Source organism: Mesorhizobium sp. M0276, assembly GCF_040321755.1.
Lineage (GTDB): Bacteria > Pseudomonadota > Alphaproteobacteria > Rhizobiales > Rhizobiaceae > Mesorhizobium.
Genome location: NZ_JAMYSC010000018.1, coordinates 37,900 through 63,340, shown reverse-complemented (window position 1 = coordinate 63,340; position 25,441 = coordinate 37,900). Strand labels below are relative to the sequence as shown.

The 25,441-nt window shown below is 62.7% G+C and carries 30 protein-coding genes; 13 read left to right on the top strand and 17 right to left on the bottom strand.

The features are described from left to right. Window positions 1–210: 210 nt before the first annotated feature. Window positions 211–906 carry a helix-turn-helix transcriptional regulator gene (locus tag NKJ01_RS16275; RefSeq protein ID WP_352729350.1) on the bottom strand — a complete coding sequence of 232 codons (696 nt, stop codon included), beginning with the start codon at window positions 904–906 and terminating at the stop codon, window positions 211–213. Between the two features lie 128 nt (window positions 907–1,034). Here NKJ01_RS16275 and NKJ01_RS16270 point away from each other — a divergent pair, with 128 nt between their 5' ends. Further along, window positions 1,035–1,670, top strand: a complete 636-nt coding sequence (locus NKJ01_RS16270; RefSeq protein ID WP_352729348.1) for a LysE family translocator — start codon at window positions 1,035–1,037, stop codon at window positions 1,668–1,670. A 213-nt stretch (window positions 1,671–1,883) separates the two neighbouring features. Here the strand turns inward: NKJ01_RS16270 and NKJ01_RS16265 are convergent, their stop codons facing one another. From NKJ01_RS16265 to NKJ01_RS16230, 8 genes are all read right to left on the bottom strand, one after another. Continuing rightward, on the bottom strand, window positions 1,884–2,975 hold the full coding sequence (locus tag NKJ01_RS16265; RefSeq protein ID WP_352603085.1) for a 3-deoxy-7-phosphoheptulonate synthase: 1,092 nt from the start codon (window positions 2,973–2,975) through the stop codon (window positions 1,884–1,886). A 223-nt stretch (window positions 2,976–3,198) separates the two neighbouring features. After that, window positions 3,199–3,483 (bottom strand): type II toxin-antitoxin system Phd/YefM family antitoxin, encoded by a 285-nt coding sequence (locus tag NKJ01_RS16260; protein WP_352729346.1) that lies wholly within the window; start codon window positions 3,481–3,483, stop codon window positions 3,199–3,201. A 73-nt stretch (window positions 3,484–3,556) separates the two neighbouring features. Next, window positions 3,557–4,351 carry an SDR family oxidoreductase gene (locus NKJ01_RS16255; RefSeq protein WP_352729344.1) on the bottom strand — a complete coding sequence of 265 codons (795 nt, stop codon included), beginning with the start codon at window positions 4,349–4,351 and terminating at the stop codon, window positions 3,557–3,559. A 37-nt stretch (window positions 4,352–4,388) separates the two neighbouring features. Further along, on the bottom strand, window positions 4,389–5,384 hold the full coding sequence (iolG, locus tag NKJ01_RS16250; RefSeq protein WP_352729342.1) for an inositol 2-dehydrogenase: 996 nt from the start codon (window positions 5,382–5,384) through the stop codon (window positions 4,389–4,391). Between the two features lie 172 nt (window positions 5,385–5,556). Then, window positions 5,557–6,324 carry an ATP-binding cassette domain-containing protein gene (locus NKJ01_RS16245; protein WP_023761106.1) on the bottom strand — a complete coding sequence of 256 codons (768 nt, stop codon included), beginning with the start codon at window positions 6,322–6,324 and terminating at the stop codon, window positions 5,557–5,559. 2 nt (window positions 6,325–6,326) lie between these two features. Next, on the bottom strand, window positions 6,327–7,403 hold the full coding sequence (locus tag NKJ01_RS16240) for an ABC transporter permease (RefSeq protein ID WP_352603091.1): 1,077 nt from the start codon (window positions 7,401–7,403) through the stop codon (window positions 6,327–6,329). A 101-nt stretch (window positions 7,404–7,504) separates the two neighbouring features. Next, window positions 7,505–8,446 (bottom strand): sugar ABC transporter substrate-binding protein, encoded by a 942-nt coding sequence (locus NKJ01_RS16235; RefSeq protein ID WP_023761108.1) that lies wholly within the window; start codon window positions 8,444–8,446, stop codon window positions 7,505–7,507. Between the two features lie 296 nt (window positions 8,447–8,742). Next, entirely contained in the window at window positions 8,743–9,774 is a 1,032-nt protein-coding gene (locus NKJ01_RS16230; protein ID WP_352729339.1) for a LacI family DNA-binding transcriptional regulator, read from the bottom strand. Between the two features lie 168 nt (window positions 9,775–9,942). Between NKJ01_RS16230 and NKJ01_RS16225 the strand changes: the two genes are divergently transcribed. The 3 genes from NKJ01_RS16225 to NKJ01_RS16215 are packed head-to-tail and all read left to right on the top strand — an operon-like array spanning window position 9,943 to window position 12,636. After that, window positions 9,943–11,034, top strand: a complete 1,092-nt coding sequence (locus NKJ01_RS16225; protein WP_352729337.1) for a fatty acid desaturase family protein — start codon at window positions 9,943–9,945, stop codon at window positions 11,032–11,034. Between the two features lie 52 nt (window positions 11,035–11,086). Then, entirely contained in the window at window positions 11,087–11,401 is a 315-nt protein-coding gene (locus tag NKJ01_RS16220) for a Rieske (2Fe-2S) protein (protein ID WP_352729335.1), read from the top strand. Further along, window positions 11,398–12,636, top strand: coding sequence for an NAD(P)/FAD-dependent oxidoreductase (locus tag NKJ01_RS16215; protein ID WP_352729333.1), 1,239 nt, complete (start codon window positions 11,398–11,400; stop codon window positions 12,634–12,636). Before NKJ01_RS16220 ends, NKJ01_RS16215 begins: the two co-directional genes overlap by 4 nt. 44 nt (window positions 12,637–12,680) lie before the next feature. On the opposite strand, the gene NKJ01_RS16210 is transcribed toward NKJ01_RS16215, so the two are convergent. The 6 genes from NKJ01_RS16210 to hslV form a co-directional block, all read right to left on the bottom strand. Beyond that, entirely contained in the window at window positions 12,681–13,640 is a 960-nt protein-coding gene (locus tag NKJ01_RS16210) for a DUF1402 family protein (RefSeq protein ID WP_502898039.1), read from the bottom strand. A gap of 235 nt (window positions 13,641–13,875) precedes the next feature. Next, window positions 13,876–15,189 carry an ATP-dependent protease ATPase subunit HslU gene (gene hslU, locus NKJ01_RS16205; RefSeq protein ID WP_352729331.1) on the bottom strand — a complete coding sequence of 438 codons (1,314 nt, stop codon included), beginning with the start codon at window positions 15,187–15,189 and terminating at the stop codon, window positions 13,876–13,878. Window positions 15,190–15,193: 4 nt separating this feature from the next. Continuing rightward, complete coding sequence (locus NKJ01_RS16200) at window positions 15,194–15,793, bottom strand: DUF2585 domain-containing protein (RefSeq protein WP_352729329.1); 600 nt, start codon at window positions 15,791–15,793, stop codon at window positions 15,194–15,196. Window positions 15,794–15,842: 49 nt separating this feature from the next. Further along, on the bottom strand, window positions 15,843–16,997 hold the full coding sequence (locus tag NKJ01_RS16195; protein ID WP_352729327.1) for a hypothetical protein: 1,155 nt from the start codon (window positions 16,995–16,997) through the stop codon (window positions 15,843–15,845). Beyond that, window positions 16,994–17,506, bottom strand: a complete 513-nt coding sequence (locus NKJ01_RS16190; protein WP_352729325.1) for a GNAT family N-acetyltransferase — start codon at window positions 17,504–17,506, stop codon at window positions 16,994–16,996. Before NKJ01_RS16190 ends, NKJ01_RS16195 begins: the two co-directional genes overlap by 4 nt. A 53-nt stretch (window positions 17,507–17,559) precedes the next feature. After that, window positions 17,560–18,111 carry an ATP-dependent protease subunit HslV gene (hslV, locus tag NKJ01_RS16185; protein WP_023761119.1) on the bottom strand — a complete coding sequence of 184 codons (552 nt, stop codon included), beginning with the start codon at window positions 18,109–18,111 and terminating at the stop codon, window positions 17,560–17,562. A gap of 213 nt (window positions 18,112–18,324) precedes the next feature. Between hslV and hisB the strand changes: the two genes are divergently transcribed. The 9 genes from hisB to coaA all read left to right on the top strand — a co-directional run bounded on the left by hisB (window position 18,325) and on the right by coaA (window position 24,170). Continuing rightward, window positions 18,325–18,924: an imidazoleglycerol-phosphate dehydratase HisB gene (gene hisB, locus NKJ01_RS16180; protein WP_352603109.1), complete on the top strand. Its 600-nt coding sequence runs from the start codon at window positions 18,325–18,327 to the stop codon at window positions 18,922–18,924. A 4-nt stretch (window positions 18,925–18,928) separates the two neighbouring features. Beyond that, window positions 18,929–19,405 (top strand): DUF2628 domain-containing protein, encoded by a 477-nt coding sequence (locus tag NKJ01_RS16175; RefSeq protein WP_352729322.1) that lies wholly within the window; start codon window positions 18,929–18,931, stop codon window positions 19,403–19,405. Next, complete coding sequence (gene hisH / locus NKJ01_RS16170; RefSeq protein ID WP_352729320.1) at window positions 19,405–20,055, top strand: imidazole glycerol phosphate synthase subunit HisH; 651 nt, start codon at window positions 19,405–19,407, stop codon at window positions 20,053–20,055. The genes NKJ01_RS16175 and hisH overlap by 1 nt, the downstream gene beginning before the upstream one ends. Before the next feature lie 65 nt (window positions 20,056–20,120). Next, complete coding sequence (locus NKJ01_RS16165; RefSeq protein WP_352603115.1) at window positions 20,121–20,411, top strand: DUF1330 domain-containing protein; 291 nt, start codon at window positions 20,121–20,123, stop codon at window positions 20,409–20,411. A gap of 4 nt (window positions 20,412–20,415) precedes the next feature. Beyond that, window positions 20,416–21,165 carry a 1-(5-phosphoribosyl)-5-[(5-phosphoribosylamino)methylideneamino]imidazole-4-carboxamide isomerase gene (gene hisA / locus NKJ01_RS16160; protein WP_352729318.1) on the top strand — a complete coding sequence of 250 codons (750 nt, stop codon included), beginning with the start codon at window positions 20,416–20,418 and terminating at the stop codon, window positions 21,163–21,165. After that, the gene (locus NKJ01_RS16155; protein ID WP_352729316.1) at window positions 21,162–21,998 is read left to right on the top strand and encodes an arginase family protein; all 837 of its coding nucleotides are present in this window, start codon (window positions 21,162–21,164) and stop codon (window positions 21,996–21,998) included. Before hisA ends, NKJ01_RS16155 begins: the two co-directional genes overlap by 4 nt. Beyond that, window positions 21,995–22,789: an imidazole glycerol phosphate synthase subunit HisF gene (hisF, locus tag NKJ01_RS16150; protein WP_352729419.1), complete on the top strand. Its 795-nt coding sequence runs from the start codon at window positions 21,995–21,997 to the stop codon at window positions 22,787–22,789. Before NKJ01_RS16155 ends, hisF begins: the two co-directional genes overlap by 4 nt. 74 nt (window positions 22,790–22,863) lie before the next feature. Further along, window positions 22,864–23,187, top strand: a complete 324-nt coding sequence (locus NKJ01_RS16145) for a phosphoribosyl-ATP diphosphatase (protein ID WP_023761127.1) — start codon at window positions 22,864–22,866, stop codon at window positions 23,185–23,187. 23 nt (window positions 23,188–23,210) lie between these two features. Then, a complete protein-coding gene (coaA, locus tag NKJ01_RS16140; RefSeq protein ID WP_023761128.1) occupies window positions 23,211–24,170 on the top strand; it encodes a type I pantothenate kinase in 960 nt (319 codons plus the stop codon). Here coaA and NKJ01_RS16135 read toward each other — a convergent pair. Then, window positions 24,157–24,801, bottom strand: a complete 645-nt coding sequence (locus NKJ01_RS16135; protein WP_352729313.1) for an alpha-ketoglutarate-dependent dioxygenase AlkB family protein — start codon at window positions 24,799–24,801, stop codon at window positions 24,157–24,159. The two genes, coaA and NKJ01_RS16135, sit on opposite strands and share 14 nt — an antisense overlap. Window positions 24,802–24,942: 141 nt before the next feature. Further along, window positions 24,943–25,380, bottom strand: a complete 438-nt coding sequence (arfB, locus tag NKJ01_RS16130; protein WP_352729312.1) for an alternative ribosome rescue aminoacyl-tRNA hydrolase ArfB — start codon at window positions 25,378–25,380, stop codon at window positions 24,943–24,945. Window positions 25,381–25,441 lie beyond the last annotated feature (61 nt).

Sequence of the window (25,441 nt, the reverse complement as noted above, 5' to 3'; positions counted from 1 at the left end):
GGGGAAGGTTACCGACTCTCGGCAGGCAAGATTTTCACCATTCATTTGGTGACCAGTCGCAGACATTCGCGATTGGCCGAAGCCTCCCTGTCGCTTCGCCCCGGGATAACGAAGTACCGGGCGTTTCGACCAATCCCCAAGCCATGCGACCTGCCAAGGTAAGCACCATCCGACCGGTCAAAATTTCCACGCCAACTATCCGCGGTCACCTCAGCCGCCGGCGGCCGGAGTCTCCCACCCGTTGACCCAGACCTGCCGCAACCGGTCGCCTTCGCCCTTGAACTGTAGCCCCGTCGCCTGGCAATCCTCGATCCGGTCGCTGCGGAAATTGCGGATCGCCTGGCGCAATTCGCACCAGGCAACGATATTGGCGGTCTCGGCGTAGTAGATCAGGGCGATCGGGCGGACGAGCCGCTCGGAGGCGCGGCCCATTTCGTCTCGATAGGAGATGTCGAGCTTCTCCTCGTCGCGGATGGCGCGGCGCACCAGCGCCAGATCGATCGCGCCGGTCGAAGGCGCGGCGAACCCCCACGCATGCAGCGCATTGGCATCGAACGCCTGGCGCAAGGGTGGGGGCACCGCACCGGCGATCTTGGCACTGACACGCTTGGCCGCCTGCTTGAGCTCGGTGTCCCCCGTTCGCTCCAGCAGCGCCAGCGACAGGACGATCGCCTCCATCTCCTCGATCGAAAACATCAGCGGCGGCAGGTCGAAGCCGGGACGCAGTATATAGCCGATGCCGCGCCCGCCCTCGATAGGCACGCGCATCGCCTGCAGTGCCGCGATGTCGCGGTAGATCGAGCGCACCGTGACTTCCAGCCGCTCGGCAATCGTCGCCGCCGTCACCGGCTGCCGCGCCAGCCGCATTATCTGGATGATCTCGAACAGGCGTGACGCCTTGCGCATTTTCACTCCGGCATCCGATCGCAACTGACACACCATCGTCAGTTGGGCTGACCTATAGGAGCGCCTATCGGGTTGAGAATCAACGCATTCCACTGCGGCCTGGCCGGGCGAGGCGACGGGCAACTGACATGGATTACGCGGCAAATCTCTGGCTCTTCTGTCTCCTCCTTTTCGGCATCATCATCGTGCCGGGCATGGACATGCTTTTCGTGCTTGCCAATGCGTTGACCGGTGGCGGCAACAGGGGGCTGGCCGCGACAGGCGGCATCATGCTGGGCGGCATGGTGCACACGCTGAACGGCGCGCTCGGCGTCGGCCTGCTGATGCATTTCGTGCCGATCCTCTACAATCCGCTGCTGATTGCCGGCGCCGGCTACATGGCCTTCATAGGCCTGTCGCTGATGCGCAGCTCGATCAAGGTTGGCGACGGGGGACCTGCCGGCAGCCGCTCCGCATGGAAGGCGTTTCGCCAGGGGCTGGTGATCTGCCTGATCAATCCAAAGGCCTATCTCTTCGTCTTCGCGGTCTATCCGCAATTTCTGAAACCGGCATACGGTCCGATATGGGTGCAGGCTTCCGTCATGGGACTGATGACGATCGCCATGCAGTTTGCAGTCTATGGCGGGCTCGCCGTCACCGCCGGCCGCAGCCGAAATCTGCTGGTCGCCAATCCCCAGGCAACCGCCTTTGCCGGGCGGGCGGCCGGACTGCTCCTGGTTGCGATCTCGGCATTCACGGCATGGGAAGGACTGAGAACGGGGTAGGATATGGATTTCTTGCGAAGAGGACCCCACCCTAACCCTCCCCACAAGGGGACCACAAGGGGGAGGGAACGCTGCCGCGCACTCCAATTCGATCCTTTTGGCGCCTGAACCTTGGCAGTTTGCCGTTGTCAGCGCCGACTGGAGTCTCCCTCCCCCTTGTGGGGAGGGGTTAGGGGTGGAGGTCCGTGCCGGGCAAAGGCCGGCAATGGTGGCTTAGGCGGCTCCCTGGCGGCTGTCGATCATGGCGCGGCGCACCGAGCGGCGCCACTCGACGGCGCCGGCAAGGCCGTGCAGCACCGTCTCGGTGGTCGCCCAGTCGATGCAGCCATCGGTGATGCTCTGGCCGTAGACGAGCTGCTTGCCTGCCACCACGTCCTGCCGGCCGGCGACGAGGTTGCTCTCGATCATCACGCCGATGATGCGCTCGTCGCCCGAAGCGACCTGGCCGGCGACATCAGCCGCCACCTTGGGCTGGTTCTCGGGCTTCTTGGCTGAGTTGGCGTGGCTGACATCGATCATCAGACGGGGTGCGACACCGATGCGGGCGAGTTCCGCAGAGGCAGCTTCGACGCTCGCAGCGTCATAATTCGGCTGGACGCCGCCGCGCAGGATGACGTGGCAGTCCTCGTTGCCGGTGGTCGTCGCGATGCCGCTGCGGCCGCCCTTGGTCACCGCCATGAAATGATGCGGCTGGGCGGCGGATTTCACCGCCTCGGCAGCGATCCGCAGATTGCCGTCGGTGCCGTTCTTGAAGCCGACCGGGCAGGACAGACCCGATGCCAGCTCGCGATGGATCTGGCTCTCGGTCGTGCGCGCGCCGATCGCGCCCCAGGCAACGAGGTCGGCAATGTATTGCGGCGTGGTCATGTCGAGGAACTCGGTCGCTGCCGGCAGGCCGAGATTGTTGACGGCGGACAGCACGTTGCGCGCCATCCGCAGTCCCTTGTCGATGTTGAAGCTGCCGTCGAGGTCGGGATCGTTGATCAGGCCTTTCCAGCCGACCGTCGTGCGCGGCTTTTCGAAATAGACCCGCATCACGATCTCCAGCCGGTCCGACAGGCTCTCGCGCAGCGCAGCCAGACGGCTGGCATAGTCCACGGCGGCGACCGGATCGTGGATCGAACACGGGCCGACGATGACGAGCAGCCGATCGTCGGTGCCGTTCAAGATGGCGTGGATGGCGTTACGTGAAGCGCTGACAGTACGCGTCGCCGTCAGCGTGCGCGGTATCTCCCGCATCACCTGGTCCGGCGTACTCAATTCCCTGATTTCCTTGACCCGAAGATCATCTGTGGTGGTCAACACGGCTTTCTGCTCCTGTTTGGGGAACCTGCCGGCTGAAACAAAAAAGCCGCCAGGTGTGGCGGCTGTTCGGATCTTGTTGCTGCAATCTTCAGATCGAGCGCAATCCTCCCGCCGCCAGCGAGCTCCTAAAGTACCAATACGTGGCGGTCAGGTTGATCATGAAGCTCATATAGTCGAAGCCGAAGTGTTTGTCACGTGCCCCGATGGCAACCGAGCAGCAGCCTCACAACGGCAGATCACGCGGGTTCGTCGCGCCGGCGCTCAAGTCAAGATCGGCGCCGCGCAGCGGCGAGCCCTGCAGGAACTCAGCAAGCGTGACCTTGCGCGCGGTCTTGCGATGCCATTCCTCGGCCGAGACGACAACCACGCTTGGTTTGCCGTTTCTGGTGATCGTCTGCGGTGAAGACTGTGCGCGCTCGATAACCTCCGAGAGCCGGGCTTTTGCTCCGGCGACCGTCCAGTTGGTGCCCTCTTTGGGTGCAGATGGCATCTCGACCTCCGTGACCATCCTGACTACATGGAATAGCGATGCGTCGGCAACAGGGCGCGGGTGACGGGCGTTTCCGCTGGACTCGCCGGCGCTATTCCGGCGCCGACCCGGCAATACCCTGGTCGTAGTCGACCAGCGATCCGGTCATGACGCCCGATTGCGGGCTCACCATGTAGCTGATCAGCCGAGCCAGCTGGTCCGGCTTCACCAACTGGCCCATCGGCTGCGCGGCTTCGGCCTTTGCCAGCCAGTCGTCCGGCGCGTCGTGCCATTTCTTCTGGACGATATCCTCACCCTCGGTGTCCATCCAGCCGGGCAGCACGGCGTTGCAGCGGATGCGATTGTGTCGATACGAATTGGCGACGTTCTTGGTCAGCGTCATCAGCGCGCCCTTGCTCGTGGAATAGGGCGTCAGGAAAGACTGCCCGCAATGCGCCGACATGGACAGCACATTGACGATCGAGCCAGGCGCCTTGCGATCGAGCAGATGCGCCACCAGGCCCTGCATCAGGAAAAACGGGCCGCGCACATTGGTGTCGAAGATCTGGTCGAAAAGCTCTTCGCTCGTTTCGACCAGCGAACCGCGCGCCGACGTCGCGGCGGCGTTGACCAGCGCGTTGATTGTGCCGAAATGTGAGATCGCGGTGGCGACAGCGCGCTTGCAGTCGGCGACCTTCGAGACGTCGGCGCTGATGAAGATGGCGTCGACACCCAGCTTCCTGAAATGGGCAACGGCCTTGTCGCCCTTCTCCTGCGAGCGGCCGATGAGCGCCAGCGCCCGGCAGCCCTCGTCGGCCAGCGCCTCCGCAACGGCAAAGCCGATGCCTTGCGCACCGCCGGTGACGATGGCGCGTGTCTGTGAATTGCGATCGGCTGATGTGCTCATCGCGATGCTCCTGTGTCTGGGGTCCGAAATCCGGTTCTTACTTGTCGAGGCGGACGGTCTTGCCCGATGTCGCGGACTTTAGTGCCGCGTCCGCCAGCTTCAGTGCCACGAGGCCATCCGCGCCGCTTGGCGCCGCCTTCTTGCCCGACGTCGCCGCCGCGATGAAGGCAGCGATCTCATTGGCATAGGCGTCGAGATAGCGGGTCATGAAGAAGTCGTGCAACGGCGGGCGCGTATAGCCCTTCTCGTTGGCCAGTTCGATCGACACCGGGCGCTGGTTCTCGGCCGCGATCATGCCTTTCGAGCCGTGCACCTCGATGCGCTGGTCGTAGCCATAGGTGGCGCGGCGCGAGTTGGAGATGACGGCCTGCTTGCCGGATGCGGTTTCGAGGATGACGCTGACGCTGTCGAAATCGCCGGCCTCACCGATCTTCTTGTCGACCAGCACCGAGGCATGCGCGCTGACCGCCACCGGCTCCTCGCCGAGCAGGAAGCGCGCCATGTCGAAATCATGGATGGTCATGTCGCGAAAAATGCCACCCGAGCGTTTGATGTAATCGATCGGCGGCGCACCTGGATCGCGCGAGGTTATCGTCACCATCTCGACGGTGCCGATGGCGCCGTCGTCGATCGCCTTGCGCACGGCGGCGAAATGCGGATCGAAGCGCCTGTTGAAGCCGACCATCAGCGTCGCCTTTGTCTTGTCGACCACCGCCAGGCACTTCTCGACCCGCTTGACGTCCAAATCGATCGGCTTCTCGCAGAAGATCGCCTTGCCGGCCTTGGCGAAACGCTCGATCAGGTCGGCATGGGTGTCGGTCGGCGTGCAGATGACAACGGCGTCGATGTCCTTGGATTTCTCGATGGCGTCGATTGTGCGTACTTCGGCGCCATAGGCGCTCGCCAACTCGGTCGCCGCCTTCTCGAACGCGTCGGCGACGGCAACCAGTTTGGCCTGCGGATTGGAGCCGACGGCGCGGGCGTGGACCTTGCCGATGCGGCCGGCACCGAGGAGGGCGAAGCGGAGAGTCATGGAAATTTCCTCTGGGGATGGGTTCGAGAGAGTGGTGTCTCCACCTTCCTGTCAGGGAAAGGTGGCAGGCGTATTTTTTGTTTTGGCGCAATTCCGGCCGGAAAACCGTGTCACACTTTTCCTGGAATTGCTCAACGCGCCAGATTATTCCTAAACCGGGTGATCACCCTGTTTAGGCCGCGAGCTCTGCCTCCCCGGTCTTGGCGCCGGTGATGTAGGAGACGATATCGTTTCCGTCGGTGTTCTCCTTGCGCAAATTGGCGACGATGCGGCCGCGCCGGAACACGACGATGCGATCGCAAAGATCGAACACCTGGCGCATGTTGTGGCTGATCAGGATCAGCGGCTCGCCATTGTCCTTCAGCGTACGGACGATGTTTTCGACCTGTGCGGTCTCCTGCACGCCAAGTGCCGCCGTCGGTTCGTCCATGATGATCAGTTTTGAAGCGAAGGTTGCGGTCCGGGCGATCGCCACGCACTGGCGCTGGCCGCCCGACATATGGCGGATGGTGTTGGATAAATTGGGTATCTTCACCGCCGTGCGGACAAGTGCGGCCTCGGTCGCCTTGCGCATGTATTTGCGGTCGAGGATCGAGAACGGGCCGAGATTGAACAGCACCTTTTCGCGGCCGAGGAACAGGTTCGACGGCACATCGAGGTCGTCGGCCAGCGCCAGGTTCTGGAACACCGTCTCGATGCCCGCCTCGCGCGCCTCGATCGGCCCCGTAAAGTTCACTTCCTTGCCGTCGAACCAGATCTGGCCGCTGGTGCGTTGCTCGACGCCGGTGATCTGGCGCACGAAGGTCGATTTGCCGGCGCCGTTGTCGCCCATGATGGCGACATGCTCGCCTTTGCGCAGCTCGAAGTTCGCGCCTTCCAGCGCATGCACGCCGCCATAGCGCTTGGTCAGGTTTTCGGTCTTCAGGACGATGTCTGACATGGTCAAGCCCTCATTGCCCGCAGGCGTTGGCGCCACTGGTCGAGAACGACAGCACCGACGATGATCACGCCCTTGACCATCTCCTGGTAGTAGGCGTCGAGGCGCAGGAAGGTAAAGCCGGAGATGATGACGCCGAAGATCAGCGAGCCGATCACCGTGCCGATGATCGAGCCGCGGCCGCCCGACAAAGAGACGCCGCCGATGACCGCCATGGCGATGGCGTCGAGTTCGTACATCACGCCCATGCCGGACTGTGCGGTGAGGTTCTTGGAGCTCAGGACCACGGCGGCGAGCGCGGCGAGCACGCCGGCGATGACATAGACCAGGATTTTGTGGTTGGCGATCTTGATGCCGGACATACGCGCGGCGTCCTCATTGGAGCCAATCGCGTAACAATGCTTGCCGTACCTGGTGTAGGTCATGATCAGCTGGAACAGCACCGCCAGAGACAGGAAGATGATGACCGGCATCAGGCCTTTGCCGATCGCCGCGAAACTCTCGGTGGGAAATGAGATCGGCTGGCCCTTGGACCACCATTTGGCGATGCCGCGCGCGGTCACCATCATGCCGAGCGTCGCGATGAACGGCGGAATGCGCGTGTAGGCGATCAAGGCGCCGTTGATCAGGCCGGCAAACAGGCCGCAGCCGATCGCGACCAGCACCGGCACGATCACCGGCAGGTCGGTCCAGCCCTGCGCGAGAAACATCGCCTTGGGGTTGGGATTGCCGTTGACGGTCGCCACCTGGGCAAAACTCATGGCAATCATCGCCGTCGCGCCGACGATCGAACCCGAGGACAGGTCGATGCCGCCGGTGATGATCACCTGCGTCACGCCGATGGCGATGATGCCGACGATCGACACCTGCAGGATGATGATCTGCAGCCGGGCTTCATTGAAGATCGCGCTGACATCGCTGCGGGTGTTGAACAGGAAGCTGTCGCCAAGAAAGAGCCGGCCGATCAATTCGAAGACGACAACAAGAATAACGAGCGCCAGGAAGACGTTGAGTTCGGCAGGCCATGCGCGCTTCTTCGCATCATAGGTGAGGCCGCCGACGCCATGAGATGTCTGTGCCATCGTTCTATCCTCCGTCAGCCGCAGTTCTCCCCTTGCTGCCTTGCCGGCGCTGAGGGGAAGAGGAGCGGCGCAGTGAGAGCGCCGCTCCGTATGTCCGCTGCTCAGTTCTTCTTCAGGAACTTGTCGATGTTCGCCGGCGTCACCAGTTGGAAGGGGACGTAGACCTTGTGTTCGACCTTTTCGCCCTTGGAGAGCTTGAGCGCCGCATCCAGCGCACCGGCGCCCTGGCCGGCCGCGTCCTGGAACACGGTTGCGTCGAGGTCGCCCGCCTGCATGGCGGCAAGCGCGTCCTGGGTGGCGTCGACGCCTCCGACGACAACCGACTTCATGTCGATGTTGGCGGCTTTCATCGCCTGGATGGCGCCGATCGCGCTTTCGTCATTGTTGGCGATGACGCCGTCGAATGGCTTGCCGGTCGACAGCCAGTTGGTCATCAGGTTCTGCGCCTCGTCGCGGTTCCAGTTCGACGTCTGCTTGTCGATGATCTTGATGAAATTGCAATCCGGCGTCGCGATCACCTCTTCGATATCCTTGGTGCGCTGCACGGCGGCCTGGTTTGAGAGCTCGCCCATGATCACGTAGACGTTGGCTTCCTTCTTGCCGGCTTCCTTGAACAGGCGGCAGACTTCCTTGGTCTCGAGCGTGCCGGAATCCGCCTCGTTCGAGGCGACGAAGGCCTGGTTGTCGGGCAGCGTGTCGACATTGACCGGCTCGCGGTTGACGTAGACCAGCGGGATCTTGGCTGCGGCGGCAGCGTCCGACATCGCCTGCGTGGCCGAGGTGTCGACCGGATTGACGATGATCGCGTCGACGCCCGAGGCGGCGAAGTTCTTGATCTGGTCGAGCTGCTTGGCAACGTCGTTCTGCGCGTCCTCGACCTGCAGCTCGACGCCGCTCATGCCCTTGGCCTGCGCGATCATGCCGTTGCGCAGCACGGTCAGGAAGTTGTCGTCGAACTTGGCCATCGACACGCCGACCTTGGCGGCCATGGCAGATGAACTCATCAGCGCCGCGAAGGCGACGCCCAAAAGCAGTTTCTTCATTGTGTTTCTCCTCCACATATTGGTGTCCGGTTTCACCGATTTATCCGGAATCCCCGATCTCCCCGGGGAATCTCTCCCAACGGCCTTTTCTGCTCCGGATGGCGTTTTCCTAGGGGGAACGCCAGGCTCCCAGTTTGAAACAGATGTCCGGAACGAAAGGACCAAAATACGTAGCTGATGAAATATTTATTCCATTTCACATCGGGGCGTCAAGGGCGATTCAGCGGCCTGCGGGCCTATTTACGCATCGCCCTGATGGATTCTATCATTTGCCTCGGCGGCTCGCGCGACGGCAGCTAGATGTTTTCCGGCAGATAGATGTCAAAGGGCAGGAAGGTCTGGCCTGGAGCGTTGGCGGCGCCGGTTTCGATGGCATGCGCCATCAGGTCGACAAGCTCACGACATAAAGCGGCGAGCGGCGTCGAGATCACCATGGTGAGGATGTTGTCGGCGAGTGCCGCGCGCGATTCGGCGTTGATCTCGTTGCAAACGACAACCGGCATTTTCGCGGGCTTTGCTGCCCGCAGCGCCGAAACCGCGCCTTCCATGCCCCCGCCGGCGACGTAGCAGCCGACAAGATCCGGATAGCGCGCCAGAAGATCGATCATCGCATCATGGGTCACCTGGTTGGCTTCCAGATTGACCAGCGTTTCAAGCACGCTGAAGTCCGGCGCATGCTCGCGGAAGAAGGAGCGAAACCCGATCTCGCGCAGCTCGTGGCCGTGGAAGCGGTGGCTGCCGACGAAGAGGGCGACCTTGCCGGGTTCCTTCGCTGCCTTGGAGATCATCCATGCGGCGGTGCGCCCGACCTTGCGGTTGTCGAGGCCGATATAGCCCTCCCGGATGCCGGCGGCAAAGTCGGACAGCACCGAAAAGACTGGCTGACCTCTCGCCTTCAAGGTTTCCACGACCGCTGTCAGGGTCGGATGGTCCGGGCCGACAACGGCGATAGCCCGCGATTTTGCCGCCAGCCTGCGCATCTGCGAGGCGATCTCGTCGGGAGCCAGGGAACTGGCGAAGTCGATGGTCGCAACGCCACGGAAGCGCTGCGATTGCGAGATGGCCAGCTCGAGTTCCCGCGCGAAGTCACCGTAGAAGGCATCATTGCCCCGCAGCAGCAGGAAGCCCAGCCGGTACTCCGGCAATTCCTGGCGCATGCGCTGCTTGATAAGTCCGGCGGCATGATAGCCGATATCGGTAGCGGCCTCGTAGACGCGGCGCGCGGTTTCCTCGCGCACCGGCAGCCGGTTGTTCAGCACGCGGTCGACGGTGGCGACACTGACGCCCGAGACGCGCGCCAGATCGGTGATGGTGGGCCGTTTCGCCATGCTTGCCTCATTGGATCGCCTGAGGCTTCCTACACCATTCTGATGGGAAATGATAGAAACTATCTTTATGATGTTGAGTCTATCATGATCTGGCACTATTTTTCAGGCTCGAAGCCAAATGGATTTCGGGCATTCGTTCCGACGAGTGCCTCGCCGAGGGAGGCAACCATGCATGCTGCGCCGTCCCGGCGTGACTACAGCCTGATCGGCCGCGACGCCAAGCTCGCCGTCGAGACCGGGCTGTCGGCGGCCGAATGGTATCACACCGAGATTCCGCGCAAGCAGATAAAGGAGCTGATGCAGCGCTCCGACGGGCCGGCGATCCGCGATACCATCATCTGGCTCGCTGCCCTGCTCGCCAGCGGCGCCGGCGGTGCCTGGTTCTGGGGCACATGGTGGTGCGTGCCGTTCTTCTTCGTCTATGGCGTTCTCTACGGCTCCTCGACGGATTCACGCTGGCACGAGTGCGGCCATGGCACCGCGTTCCGGACGCAGTGGATGAATGATGCGGTCTATCAGATCGCCTGCTTCATGATCATGCGCAATCCGGTGACCTGGCGCTGGAGCCACACGCGCCATCATACCGACACCATCATCGTCGGCCGCGATCCGGAAATCTCGGTCATGCGACCGCCGGACCTGGTCCGCGTCGTCCTGGGGTTCGTCGGTGTGCTCGACGCCTGGCATGCGATGACCGACATGCTGCGCAACGCCGCCGGCAACATCAGCGCCGCGGAAAAGACCTTCATTCCCGAGCAGGAGCAGTCAAGGGCGATCCGCGTCGCCCGTATCTGGACGGCGATCTATGCCACGACCATTGTGTTGGCGCTCTACACCGGCTCGTTTCTGCCGCTGATGCTGATCGGCCTGCCCAGGCTCTATGGGGCCTGGCATCACGTCATGGTCGGCCTTCTGCAGCATGGCGGCCTGGCCGACAATGTCACCGACCACCGGCTCAACAGCCGCACCGTCTACATGAACCCGATCAGCCGCTTCATCTACTGGAACATGAACTACCATGTCGAGCATCACATGTTCCCGATGGTGCCCTATCACGCGCTGCCGAAGCTGCACGAACTGATCAAGCACGATCTGCCGGCGCCGACGCCGTCGATCCTGGCCGGCTACCGCGAGATGATCCCGGTCTTCCTACGCCAACTGCGCAACGAGGACTATTTCCTCAAGCGCGAGCTGCCGCCGACCGCCAGGCCATACCGCGAGGAATTCCACAACGATGCCGTCGCGGTCGCGGCGGAATGATCGCTCGGTCGTCCGGATTTCCAGGCGAGCCCCGATTTTTGAGGAGGAATTTATGAGCGACTGGGTCGAGGCCTGTGACACCGGCGACATCGACGAGGAGGATGTGATGCGCTTCGATCATGGCGGACGCACCTTCGCCATCTATCGCAGCCCAGACGATGAGTTCTTCGCCACTGACGGCCTCTGCACGCATGAAAAGGTGCATCTGGCCGACGGGTTGGTGATGGACGACATCATCGAATGCCCCAAGCACAATGGCCGCTTCAACTACAAGACGGGTGGCGCCCGCGGCGCGCCGGTCTGCGTCAACCTGAAAACCTATCCGGTCAAGGTCGATGCCGGCAAAGTCCTGATCCAGGTCGGATGACCGACATGGCGCGAGGAATGGTCATTGTCGGCGCCGGCGAATGCGGTGGGCGCGCAGCGTTGGCCCTGCGCGATCTCGGTTATGAGGGGCCTGTGACGCTGGTCGGCGACGAGCCGCATCTGCCCTACGAACGCCCGCCGCTGTCCAAGGACGCCATGGTCAGCGATACGCCCGAGATCAAGGCAATCGCCAGCGATGCAATTCTGGCCGAGAAGTCGATCCGGCATATCCATTCCGTCCAGGCAGTCGCGATCGATCGCGCCGCGCATGCGGTTCGCCTGTCGGACGGCTCAGTCCTGCCCTATGACAAGCTCCTGCTGGCAACCGGTTCGACGCCGCGCAAGCTGCCGATGCCGGGATTGGGTTCGCGCTGCGTTTATCTCCGCACCTTCGCCGATGCACTCGCCATTCGCGCGCATCTCAAGGCCGGCAATCGTATCGCCATCATCGGCGGCGGCTTCATCGGCCTCGAACTCGCCGCCGCGGCGCGCAAGCTCGCAGCGTCGGTTACCGTCATCGAGGCGCAGCCGCGCATCCTGATGCGCGGCGTGCCGGCCGAAATCGCCGAGATCATCCATGAGGCGCATGTCGCCGAAGGCGTGAAGATCCTGTGCGGGACCGGCATCGCGTCCATCGCCGACGATGGCAACGAGGTGCGCATCACGGTTGCCGATGGACAGGAGATATCAGCCGACCTCGCCGTCATCGGCATCGGCGCCGTGCCGGTGACCGGGCTTGCGGCCGAAGCCGGCTTGGCGATCGACAACGGTATCGCTGTCGATGCCGAGCTGCGCAGCAATGATCCCGACATCTTTGCCGCCGGCGATTGCTGCTCGTTTCCGCTTGCCGTCTATGGCGGCCGCCGCGTCCGGCTGGAAGCCTGGCGCAACGCCCAGGAACAAGGCGCGCTGGCGGCCAGGAACATGCTGGGTGCCGGCGAGGCGCATGCGGCGGTGCCGTGGTTCTGGTCGGATCAGTACGGCCTGAGCCTGCAGATCGCAGGCCTCTCCGACGAGGGCCGCAGCACGGTGCGCCGTGATGTCGGCGATGGCGCCTTCATCCTCTTCCATTTGGCCGAAGATGGCAGGCTGGTGGCGGCCAGTGGCATCGGCCCCGGCAATGCGGTCGCTCGCGACATCAGGCTGGCCGAAATGCTGATCGGCAAGCAGGCGAAACCGGCATCGCAAGCGCTTGGTTCGCAATCCGTCAAGCTGAAGTCATTGCTGGCGGCGTGAGCTTGCGAAGGCGAAGACAGTCAGGAATGGAGGGCTGAGGCTCTCTAGAACAGCGCCTTCAGCTCCGGCAGCTTGTCGTTGACCAGCCAGCCGTAGTAATTCTCCTCCGGCAGCTTCTCCGGCTCTCCAGCAGCACGGCGCCTGTCGTTCTCCGCCTTCAGCGCATGCGCGCGCTGCTCCGGATTGCCGACATTGTAGAGCGTGGCGGTCAGCCCCGGATTGCCCGAAATATCGAAGCCGGCAATGCTCTTGTAGGCATCGATCGATTTCCTGATCGTCGCGGCGACGTAAGGCAGCGTCAGGTCTGGATCCATGATGGTCTTGTAGACCGAGTTGGGATCGGCGACATCGAGCTCCGGCAGGCCGGAAACCCTGTGCACCAGGTCGCTCATCTGCAGGGCGGTCAGCGGATTGAGCTGGCCGAGGCCGAAGGTCTGGCCGGCATAATAGGGCTGGAAGAAGGTTGCTCCGAAGCGGTCGTCTGGAAAGCTTGTCCCGCCAACGCTCTTGCCGCGAAACGAATGGTTCCACACCTGCTCACGGCATTCCCACAGATCATAGCTGTCCGAGACGCCGGCGCATTTCTTGAATTCCGGCCGCTGCACGAAATCAGTGACGTCCTCGCCGTCATAAGCGAAGGACAGCTTGCTCGACAGGTAAGAGATCGCCTTGACGTAATAAGTCTGCAGCCGGTCGTAGGCGTCGACATTGTAGGTGTGCTCGCCGACGATGGCGCCGACGATGTGCATAGGATCAATGCCGTAGGTGGCTGCTGCCTTCTTGATCTTACCGCGCAGGTCGGCGTCGTTCTGTAGCAGGGCGTAGACCTTGCGGTACTTCGCCTGGAAGGTGGTGTTGGTCGCCTGCGTGCGCCGGCTTGAAGCGCCGGGAATGTCCGGCTGCACGGCATTGCGGTTTCCCGCCGGCACCAATGTCGCGGCTTCAGTGGCGTACAGCGTCGCCGCCAGCGTCAAGCCGAGAATGAGCAGGATCAGTTTTTTCATGCGCCGCCGCCCAAGCAATTCCAGGAAAAGTGTGAAACGGTTTTCCGCCCGGAATTGCGTCAACCAAGAGATCGAGAATGCCGCGCAAACTAGGTAAAGCTCTTGATCGAGTCGAGAGCACCCCTTCGCCCAGCACTACGAAAGATGGCCAGATGGTACCATCTGGCCACACCCCAAACTGTTTGCCGGAACCGTGTCGTCCGGACCGGCGCCGGAATGACCCCGGCGCCGTCGTTTAAAGGATGAATCGCGACAAATCTGTGTTTCGCGACAGATCGCCGACATGCTTTTCCACATAGGCGGCGTCGATTGTGACGCTCGTGCCGTTGCGGTCCGGCGCGTCATAGGAGATTTCATCCAGCACTCGCTCCATCACCGTCTGCAGCCGCCTTGCGCCGATGTTCTCGACGCTGGCGTTGAGGTCGACGGCGATGCCGGCCAGCGAATCGATGGCGTCGTCGGTGAAGGTCAGGTCGACGCCTTCGGTCTTCATCAGCGCGATATACTGCTTGATCAGGCTGGCCTCGGTCTCGGTCAGGATGCGGACGAAATCGTCCTTCTCCAGCGCCCGCAGCTCGACGCGGATCGGCAGGCGGCCCTGCAATTCCGGCAAAAGGTCGGAAGGTTTGGAAACGTGGAACGCGCCCGAGGCGATGAACAGGATGTGGTCGGTCTTCAACGGTCCGTATTTGGTCGCCACCGTCGTGCCCTCGATCAGCGGCAGCAGGTCGCGCTGCACGCCTTCGCGAGAAACTCCGGCGCCCATGCCGCCTTCACGCGACGCGATCTTGTCGATCTCGTCGAGGAAGACGATGCCGTCATTTTCGGTCGCATCGAGCGCCCGGCGCACCACCTCATCCTGGTCGAGCAGCTTGTCGGACTCATCGTTGACCAGCAGCGCGTAGGATTCCTTGACCGTCGTCTTGCGCGACTTGGTCTTCTTGCCGCCCATCGCCTTCGACAGCATGTCGTTGATGTTGAGCACGCCGATATTGGCGCCCGGCATGCCGGGAATCTCGAAGCCGGGCATGCCGCCAGTGCCGGTGTCGGCGACTTCGATCTCGATCTCCTTGTCGTCGAGCTCACCGTCGCGCAGCTTCTTGCGGAAGCTATCGCGGGTGGCAGGGCTCGCCGTCTTGCCGACTAGCGATTCCAGCACGCGTTCCTCGGCATTGATATGGGCGCGCGCCTTGACGTCCTCGCGCATCTTCTCGCGCACCAGGCCGATGGCGATCTCGACCAGGTCGCGGATGATCTGCTCGACGTCGCGGCCGACATAACCGACTTCGGTGAATTTGGTCGCCTCGACCTTGACGAAAGGCGCACCGGCCAGCCGCGCCAGGCGGCGCGAAATCTCGGTCTTGCCGACGCCCGTCGGCCCGATCATCAGGATGTTCTTCGGCATCACCTCTTCGCGCATCTGGCCTTCCAGCTGCTGGCGGCGCCAGCGGTTGCGCAGGGCGATGGCCACGGCGCGCTTGGCGTCCTTCTGGCCGATGATGAAGCGGTCGAGTTCCGAAACGATTTCGCGGGGAGAAAATGTGCTCATATGACTAAATTCCACTTTGCCACTGCTTGATGGCCTCTAACGGATGCAGCAGCATGATCACGTTGAGTGTCAGATTGTCCCGGATCAGATAGCCGGTACCCAGTTCGAAGATGACGGCGAGACTGACGATCACCCATATAGGTAGCGTTCGCGCCATCACAAATCCCAGCACCATGGCCAGTGTGTCGGACACCGAATTGATGATGCTGTCGCCGTAATAATCGAGCGAAATGGTGCCGGCACGGTAGCGGTCGATGATGAAAGGGCTGTTCTCGACCAGCTCCCAGCCGCCTTCGATGAGGACGGCGAATGCCAGCCTCAGTCCGATCGGTGAGCGCGGAAACAGGAATCGCGCCAAGGCATAGAACAGGAAGCCGTGGATGAGATGCGAGGGCGTGTACCAGTCCGAAATATGCTGGGAATTCTCCGAACTCTGCACGACGCCATGCCAGAGCTTGACGTAGCCGCAGGTGCAGATCGGTGTCCGTCCCATCAAATAAAGCGTGGCGGCCTGGATGATGATCAGGCCAAGCACGATGAGCAGCCCCATCCGCCAGCTGTTTTCGTAGGCCGAGAGGTTTTTGTCCTCGCCGGATGCTTTCATGCCCTCATTCCCCCTCATGCCCGTCGTGCTCTTCGGTCATCACAGCCCGCTACGCCTTCAGCGGCGGCAGCCAGCGGATTACGGCCGCCGGCAAAGTGGGCTTGACGACAATTCGCCGGATACGCTGCCAGCCCGCCCCGAAAAGGATGATCAACGCGCCGACAACGACCAAGATCAAGGCAAAAGGTGGAATGCCAGTCGAATGGGAGGCGGAGTTGACCAGATAGTAGATGCCCAGCGAGCCGAAATAGGCCAATGTGGGAACCAACAGCGAACGGCGATCTATGGCGAGCGCAACATAAACGAAGCCAAGGATCAGGATCGTCAGCATGATGGTCGCATTGGCGTCGGGCGCGATATGTCCGAATGCGACGTTCTGGCCAGTTGCCATGATAAAGAGCGGATGCACCAGCATGGGCGCCGATACGACATGCAGCCAGAACGCACAATCGGACCAGATCTTGCGTCGATCCCGGTCGTGGATGTCGAAAGCCACGGCCGTCGAGAATACGATCAGGCCGCAGATCAGCGGCATGTAGAGTGCCGCGCGGAGTAATTCGGGAACATCCTCGAGGCTTGGCGGCGCAACCGCGCCTGTCGTCACGCCGTCGTACAGGACTATCGCCGTTTGCAGGAAAGCAAGTAGGGTGAAGGCGATGGCGATGACCCCGGCAAGGACGGGGACGCGAAAGCGCCAGAAATAGATCGCCGCCGCCGCTATTCCCCCGCCGAGAAACAGGTATCCGGCCCGGGAAGCCGTCTGGCGCAACGCCAATAGCTGCCAGATGGTCTCCGGCATGCGGATGTCAAAGCTGGCCTCAACCCGCAGTGCCAGCGCGACCAGGATGGCGACCGTGAAGATCAGGGCAAGCACGGAAGAAGACAATTTCATCCGATGCTGACGCGTGACAATTTCGGCGAGCGCCCAGGCGAAAACCGCAAGAATGCCCGCAATCCAGAACGTCTGACCAGGAAGCATGGTGATGAGGATGAAGAAAATACCGGCGTTGAGCAGAACAGTCCCGACGGTGATGAAGAGATCATTGCCGCCGCCGACCAGCCGCAGGTTTTCCTCGTCACCCTCATCATCGACGAGCTGGGCCTCAGCCGCGAACGAGCGCTCCATGGCCTCAAGTTGATCCCGCAGCGTCTGCGAAATCAGACCCGAGGCGATTGCCTTGTCGAGTGTTTCCGCGCGGATCAATCGGGCTCCTGTGGCGCGTCGCGCGCCATCATCAATGCTGGCCCGTATTCCGATATTCTGGCGTCAAAGGCAACAAAGCCAGCCTTTTCATAAGCGCGGATAGCCCGCCCGTTGGCGGGATCCGGGTCTATGATGACGCGCGGCACGCCTTCCTCTAACAGCTGTTCGACGAACTGGCGCACGATTGCCGAGCCATGGCCGAGCCCGACCAGCTCCGGCCGGCCGATCGACAGGTCGATGCCGAGCGTTCCGTATGGCTGGTCGGCATAGGGGTGGTCGTCTTCCAGATGCGGGTCGTAGCTCTGCAGATAGGCGATCGGCTTGCCGTGGAGTTCGACAATCAGCGGCTCGACGGAGATCGAGTCGATATGATCGCGAATCTCGGCGATTTCCGTTTCGGGATCGTCCCACCACTCTGCCACATGCGGCTCGGCGAGCCAGCCGGCGATCATCGGCAGGTCTTTCTCGGTCACCGGCCGAAAATCATATCTATCTTCTTGTTCAACCATGATCTTTCCCGAAAACCGGTTTCCACTTTTCGGGATCATGGTCGGCGGCCGGGTCAGCCGGCATCGAGCGTTTCGATGACGAAATTGTTGTTGGTGTAGACGCAGATATCGGATGCGATCTGCATCGCCTTGCGGGCGATCTCCTCGGCGTCCTTGTCGCTGTCCATCAGGGCGCGCGCCGCGGCCAGCGCGAAATTGCCGCCAGAACCGATGGCCATGACGCCATGTTCGGGCTCGAGCACGTCGCCGGTGCCGGTCAGCGCCAGCGAGACCGACTTGTCGGCAACCAGCATCATCGCTTCCAGCCGGCGCAGATAGCGGTCGGTGCGCCAGTCCTTGGCGAGTTCGACGCAGGCGCGCGTCAGCTGGTCGGGATATTGTTCGAGCTTGGCTTCGAGCCGCTCCAGAAGGGTGAAGGCGTCCGCCGTGGCGCCGGCAAAACCGGCGATCACATTGCCGCTCTTGCCGATGCGGCGCACCTTTTTGGCGTTGCCCTTCATGATAGTCTGGCCAAGGCTGACCTGGCCGTCGCCGGCGATCACCACCTTGTTGCCTTTGCGCACCGTCACGATGGTCGTGGCGTGCATGGTCAGTTCGTTCGACATTTTCCGGCTCCGAGCAGCGCTATCCCAAAAGGCGATTGGCGCGGTACGAGTGACTTGATCGGCCATATGTATGCATGGGCCCGATGATTGCAAACCGCTCGATACCCACCCGGATGGCAACTGGCAATCGCCGGATCATGCTGCTAGAAGGCTCTCGTTTTCAAGCCGGTGCAGGCTTGGAACGCGTGAAAACCCTGGGACAAGGACAAGGTCATGTCGCCCCGCTCCGCCGAAGCCAGCCGCAAGACCAAGGAAACCGACATCGCGGTATCGGTCCATGTCGACGGTTCGGGCAAGTCGGACATTTCGACGGGCGTCGGCTTCTTCGACCATATGCTGGACCAGCTTTCCCGCCACTCGCTGATCGACATGACGGTCAAGGCCAAGGGCGACCTGCATATCGACGACCACCACACAGTCGAGGACACAGGCATCGCGCTCGGCCAGGCGCTGGCCAAGGCGCTCGGCGAACGGCGCGGCATCATGCGCTATGCCTCGATCGACCTTGCCATGGACGAGACACTGACGCGTGCCGCGATCGACGTGTCCGGCCGTCCGTTCCTGGTCTGGAACGTTTCCTTCTCGTCGCCGAAGATCGGCACGTTCGACACCGAACTGGTGCGCGAGTTCTTCCAGGCGCTGGCGCAGAATGCGGGCATCACGCTGCATGTCACCAACCATTATGGCGCCAACAACCACCATATCGCCGAGACTTGCTTCAAGGCGGTGGCGCGTGCGCTGCGCATGGCACTTGAACGCGACCCGCGCCAGCCGGACGCGGTACCCTCCACCAAAGGATCTTTGAAGGGATAGCGTCATGACCGCCTATGTCGTCATGGAACCGCCGGGCCGCAGCGAGAGGGCCGATACAACGGCCTTTGTCCGCGACGGCTTCGCCTGGCTGGGATTTCTGGTGCCGCCACTCTGGTTCGCCTGGCATCGGCTGTGGATCGAGGCAGCCCTTGCCTTCGTCGTCATGGGCCTGCTTTCTATGCTTGGCCAAAAGCTCGGCCTTGGCCCGGCCGCATCGCTGCTCTCGTTGCTGGTTTCGCTGTATGTCGGACTGGAAGGGCAGGGGCTGCGCATATCGGCACTTCGCCGGCGCGGCTGGCACGAATGGGGCGTGGTCGAGGCCGGATGGCTCGATGATGCCGATACGCGCTATGCGCTCGAGACGGAAGCGCTTTTCGATCAGCCCGCACCGGGACCGCGCATGGTCCCGGACGCTGCCCTGGCGCGGCCATCGCAGCCGGGCATGGCGCTGGGGCTGACCCACATTCCGGGAAGACGCTGATGCGGGTTGCCATCATCGATTACGGCTCGGGCAATCTGCGCTCTGCCACCAAGGCTTTCGAGCGTGCCGCGCGGGAAGCCGGCATATCCGCGGACGTCGACCTGACCGCCGATGCGGAGAGGGTGCGCACGGCCGATCGCATCGTCCTGCCCGGCGTCGGCGCCTATGCCGACTGTGCGGCCGGCTTGCATGCGGTCGAAGGCATGTGGGAGGCGATCGAGGAGGTCGCGATTGCCAAGGGCCGGCCTTTCCTGGGCATCTGCGTCGGCATGCAGCTGATGTCGCAGCGCGGCCTGGAAAAGATTGTCACCAATGGCTTCGGCTGGATATCAGGCGACGTCAAGGAGATCAGGCCGGCCGATCCGGCACTGAAAATCCCGCAGATCGGCTGGAACACGATCGACCTCAAACGCCAGCATCCGCTGTTTGCCGGCATTCCGACCGGGCCGGACGGGCTGCATGCCTATTTCGTCCATTCCTACCATCTTGATGCGCGCCAAGCGGACGAGGTCCTGGCGGTCGCTGACTATGGCGGCCCGGTGACGGCCACGGTCGCCCGTGACAATCTCGTCGGTACGCAGTTCCATCCTGAAAAGAGCCAGGCGCTGGGCCTGGCGCTGATCACCAATTTCCTACGCTGGAGGCCCTAGAGCATGATCCCGAAAAGTGGCCCCCGGTTTTCGGAAGAGATCATGCTCAAGCGAAGGGATAACCCATGAGTAAGAAAGGCTACTGGATGGCGATGATCGATGTCCGCGATCCCGATGTGTACAAGCAGTACATCGAGGCGAATGCCGTCGCCTTCGCGAAATACGGCGCGAAACTCCCGGTGCGGGCCGGTCGTTACGAGAGCCCCGAAGGACCGACCGGCAACCGTCACGTGCTGGTCGAGTTCGAGTCCTACGACAAGGCGGTCGAATGCTATCATTCGCCGGAGTATCAGCACGCCTCGAAGTTTCGGCTTGCCGCCTCATCAGGCCATTTCGTCATCGTTGAAGGCGCCTGAACGGATGATCCTTTTCCCAGCCATCGACCTCAAGGACGGCCAATGCGTGCGCCTCAAGCACGGTGACATGGCCACCGCGACCATCTACAATGACGATCCGGCGGCCCAGGCCAAGGCCTTCGAAAAACAGGGCTTCGAATGGCTGCACGTCGTCGACCTCAATGGCGCCTTCCAGGGCCAGAGCGTCAACAGCGCGGCGGTCGGCGCCATCCTCAAGGCGACGAAGAATCCGGTCCAGCTCGGCGGCGGCATCCGCACGCTGGCGCAGATCGAGGACTGGCTCGATCGCGGGCTGGCCCGCGTCATCCTCGGCACGGTGGCGGTGCGTGACCCCGGCCTGGTCAAGCAGGCCTGCATGGCTTTCCCCGGCAAGGTGGCCGTCGGCATCGATGCCAAGGGCGGCAAGGTTGCCGTCGAAGGCTGGGCGGAGGCGTCGAGCCTCGGCGTCATCGAACTGGCGAAGAAGTTCGAGGGCGCCGGCGTCGCCGCCATCATCTACACCGACATCGACCGCGACGGCGTTCTGACCGGCATCAACTGGGATGCCACCATCGACCTTGCCGACGCCGTGTCGATCCCGGTCATCGCTTCCGGCGGCCTCGCCTCGATCGCGGACATCGTGCGCATGACCATGCCCGACGCGCAAAAGCTCGAGGGCGCGATCTCCGGCCGCGCGCTCTATGATGGCCGCATCGACCCGACCGAGGCGCTGGCGATCCTGAAAGGCCGGCCTGCGGCGGAGACGCGGTCGTGAAAATCTCCATCATTCTGGCCTCTTATGACAGCGGCCACTACCATGGCGGCATGGGCCAAGGTCCGGATTCGCTGATATCGGGCGGTCTCGTGGACGCGCTGACCATAGCTGGCCACGATGTTGCCGTGGAAGACATCGGCAAGGTCGGAGACATTCAGGAGCGCGAGATCGCCACCGGCTTTGCCGTCTGCAACGCGGTTGCCGCCGAGGTTCGCCTTGCCCGTGACGCCGGTCGGTTTCCCATCGTTCTTGCCGGAAACTGCCTGACCAGCGCTGGCGCGGTCGCCGGCGAGGACGCCGATGCGATCATCTGGGCCGACCAGCATGGTGACCTCAACACGCCCGAGACATCCATATATGGCTTTCTCGACGGCATGGCGCTGGCCACTGTTCTGGGCCTGTGCTGGCGCCCGATGGCGGCGGCCATTCCCGGCTTCAAGCCGATCGATCCGTCACGCTGCGTGCTCATCAACGCACGCGATCTCGATCTCGCGGAAGAGCGACTCCTCGAGACATTGCCGATCGTCCAGACGGAATGTCCGGGAGTGGCCCAGGCGACCGAAAGACTGAAGGTCGCCGGCGCCAGACGCGTGCACATGCATCTCGACCTCGACGTGCATGACCCCCAGCAGCTGCAGGCCAACCGCTACGTCAGTTCCGGCGGGCCGAGCCCGGAGCAGTTGCGCGACGCGGCTTGTGCCGTGGCGCTTGCGGTGCCGGTCGTCGGCATCACTGTTTCCGCCTATGATCCGGCCTTCGACGCGCAGGGCGATGTCCCACCGCTGGTCGGTCAGTTGCTCAACGATCTCATCGCCACGATAGAGGGCCGCTGATGCTGAAAGCCCGTGTCATCCCCTGCCTCGACGTCAAGAACGGCCGTGTCGTCAAGGGCGTCAACTTCGTCGATCTGATCGACGCCGGCGATCCGGTCGAGGCGGCCAAAGCCTATGACGCCGCCGGCGCCGACGAGCTCTGCTTCCTCGACATCACCGCTTCGTCGGACAATCGCGAGACTATCTTCGACGTCATCGCACGCACCGCCGAACAATGCTTCATGCCGCTGACCGTCGGCGGCGGCGTGCGCCAGGTCGCCGATATCAGGAAGCTGCTGCTGGCCGGCGCCGACAAGGTGTCGATCAACACGGCGGCGGTGAAGAACCCGGATTTCCTCGCCGAGGCGGCCGACAAGTTCGGCAACCAGTGCATCGTCGTCGCCATCGATGCCAAGAAAGTGTCCGGCGCCGGCGAGGCCGACCGCTGGGAGATCTTCACCCATGGCGGGCGAGAAAAGACCGGCATCGATGCGGTCGAGTTCGCGCGAAAAATGGTCGATCGCGGCGCCGGCGAGATCCTGCTGACCTCGATGGACCGCGACGGCACCAAGACCGGCTACGACATCGCGCTGACCCGCGCCATTGCCGACGCGGTGCGGGCGCCGGTCATCGCTTCCGGCGGTGTCGGCACGCTCGATCACATGGTCGAAGGCATTCGCGATGGCCATGCCGGCGCGGTACTGGCGGCCTCCATCTTCCATTTCGGCACCTATACGATAGCGCAGGCCAAGGCGCATATGGCCGCCGCTGGGCTGCCGATGCGGCTGGACTCGCTTGGCAATCGGTCCTAAAGCATGATCCCGAAAAGTGGGAACCGGTTTTCGGCAAAAAGATCATGCTGAAACAAGCAGATAGATGAACGGTCATGACCGAGTTTTCGCTATCCGACCTGGAAAAAATCGTCGGGGAACGCGCCCATTCCGGTGATCCGGACTCCTGGACTGCAAACCTGTTTGCGCGCGGCATCGACAAGGCGGCGCAGAAGCTTGGCGAAGAAGCGGTCGAGACCGTCATTGCCGCCGTCAAGGGCGATAAACAGGCCCTCGTTTCGGAAAGCGCCGATCTTGTATATCATTGGCTCGTCGTTCTCGGCCTCTCCGGGGTTCCGCTGAGCGACGTGCTTAGGGAACTCGAACGCCGCACCGGGCATTCGGGCATCGCCGAGAAGGCGTCACGGCCCAAGGGCTGACCGCGAGGAAGGCAGGTATCTCGATGGATCAGCTCGCGCCAACCGAGAAATATTCCCCCTTTCGCTTCTTCTCCGCCGAGCAATGGTCGCAATTCCGCGCCGACACGCCATTGACGCTGAGCGCGGACGAATTCCGCCGCCTGCGTTCGCTCAACGACCCGATCGACCTCGAAGAGGTCAAGCGCATCTATCTGTCGCTGTCGCGGCTTTTGTCCGCGCATGTCGAGGCGAGCCAGCTGCTGTTCAGGCAACGCCAAGCCTTTTTCAACGCGGTGGACATAGTCAAGACGCCTTTTATCATCGGCATTGCCGGTTCCGTCGCGGTCGGCAAATCGACCACGGCGCGCGTGTTGAAGGAGCTGTTGGCGCGTTGGCCGTCGAGCCCCAAGGTCGACCTTATCACCACCGACGGCTTCCTGCTTCCCAACGAGGTCCTGCGCCGCGAGAACCTGATGGAGCGCAAGGGATTTCCGGACAGCTACGATGTCGGCGCGCTGCTGCGCTTCCTCTCGGGGATCAAGTCGGCGCTGCCCGATGTCCGCGCGCCGGTCTATTCGCATCTGACTTATGATGTCATTCCCGGCGAGTTCGTCACCATCGATCGGCCCGACATCCTGATCTTCGAAGGCATCAATGTCCTGCAGCCCGGCAAGCTGCCGCAGGACGGCAAGATCGTGCCCTTCCTGTCGGATTTCTTCGACTTCGCCATCTATATCGATGCCGACGAGAAGCTGATCCACAATTGGTACATCTCCCGCTTCATGCGGCTGCGTGAGACCGCTTTCCGCAACCCGGAGTCCTTCTTTCACCGCTATTCGCAGCTCTCGGAGGGTTCGGCGCGCGCCATCGCCGAAGGTCTGTGGACCAACATCAACCTGAAGAACCTGCGCGAGAACATCCTGCCGACGCGGGCCCGCGCCGACCTCATCCTGCGCAAGGGCGCCGACCACCGGGTCGAGGAAGTGGCGCTCAGGAAGCTGTGACGGCCGGCTTCGTCACCCGTCGCAGCGTCAGATTGATGCGGCCGCCATTTTTCAGCAGCGCCGAAGTCGAGGGATAGATCCGGTCGACGCCGTGGAAGCACAGGCGGCCTTCGCCGCCGAGCACCACGACATCGCCGCTTTTCAGTCGAAACGACTTTGTGCCGCCCTCGCGCGTCGCCCCCTCGCGCGTCACTTGGCCAACCCTGAACAGGCAATCGTCGCCGAGCGAGACGGAAACCACCGGCGCCGAAAAATCGGCCTCGTCGCGGTCCTGGTGGAGGCCCATCTTTGCCTCCGGCGTGTAGAAATTGACCAGGCACGCTTCCGGCGGATGCGGATAGCCCGAGACCTGCCGCCACAGCTCGATCAGGCTGTTCGGGATTGGCGGCCATGGCGCTCCGGTCACTGGGTGCGTCGGCTGGTAGCGGTAGCCTTGCTCCTTGTCGGTAACCCAGCCGAGCGGGCCGCAATTGGTCATGCGCACGCTCATCTCCTTGCCGGTGCGCGGCATGGCCGGCACGAACAGCGGCCCCTGCTGCACGATGCTTCTCACCTCATCGACCAGCGCTTCCTGCACGCTGCGTGACAGGTAAGCCGGCATGTGGCGGACGCCTTTGGGCAGGACGAGCATAGGCTTGGTCGCTAGATCCGTTTGTCAAAAGTCAAGCATGCCATCGCCAAATGAAAACGGCGACCCGAAAGTCGCCGCTCATGTCATTTGCGGTTCGAAATTGGAAGTTGTTTTGTGCGCTCGCCATTGGGTGTGTAGTGCTTAATCGTTCTCCACCCGGCCGCGCAGTTTCTTGATCGTGCCGCGTCCGGCCTTGCTCTTCAGCCGCCGCTCCACCGCACCCTTCGACGGCCGCGTCTTCTTGCGCGGCGGCGGCGGCGGTTCGGCGGCCTTGGCGACCAGCGCCGTGAGCCGTGCCCGTGCGTCCGCCCGGTTCTGTTCCTGGGTGCGGAAGCGGCCTGCTTCGATGACGATGACGCCGTCCTTGGTGGCACGCTGGCCGGCAAGCTTGATCGTGCGCTCGCGCACGCGCTCCGACAGGCCCGTTGCGTTGGCCGCGTCGAAGCGCAGCTGCACCGCCGTCGCCACCTTGTTGACGTTCTGGCCGCCCGGGCCGGACGAACGGATGAAGTCCTCGTGCAGGTCGCCCGGGTAGATCACCGCTTCGTCGGCAATGATGATGTTGTCGTCGCTCGCCATGCCGCAGTCATGGCGCGGCGGATCAAAAAAGAAAAGGCCCGATCGAGACCGGGCCTTTCAA